Annotated in this window: 1 protein-coding gene; it reads left to right on the top strand. The window is 82.2% G+C overall.

The features are described from left to right. Positions 1 to 202: 202 nt before the first annotated feature. On the top strand, positions 203 to 467 hold a 265-nt coding region (locus RKE29_RS30435), incomplete at its 3' end, for a hypothetical protein (RefSeq protein ID WP_312008915.1).

Here is a 467-nt window from a genome sequence, read left to right as displayed (position 1 = left end):
GCCGAGGGTTACGGCCCCGCGGGCGCCCGCGCGCCGCAGGACGGGCCCCGAGCGCCGCAGGACGGGCCGGGCCGGCCGCGGGCCCAGGCGGACCGGACCGGCCAGGCGGCCGAGAACGAGCAGTGGACCGTCCCGCTGGCCCCCGACGACGGCGGGCCGGACGAGGCGACCGCCTTCCCGATCGCCGGGCACTCCCCGTACGGTGCGGCCGCCGCCCGCGCGGGCACCCCGTGGACAGGGGCTCCAGGGGCTCCAGGGGCTCCAGGGGCTCCAGGGGCTCCAGGGGCTCCAGGGGCTCCAGGGGCTCCAGGGGCTCCAGGGGCTCCAGGGGCTCCAGGGGCTCCAGGGGCTCCAGGGGCTCCAGGGGCTCCAGGGGCTCCAGGGGCTCCAGCGGCTCCAGGGGCTCCAGCGGCTCCGGCGTCCCACGCGGGCGGCGGCGCGCCGGAGCGGCCCCGCGCGGCCGGACC

Origin of the sequence: Streptomyces sp. B1866 (assembly GCF_031932565.1) — a bacterium.
Classification (GTDB): domain Bacteria; phylum Actinomycetota; class Actinomycetes; order Streptomycetales; family Streptomycetaceae; genus Streptomyces.
Note: the sequence above shows the minus strand (reverse complement) of the source record. Positions and strands in the feature narration are given on the sequence as shown.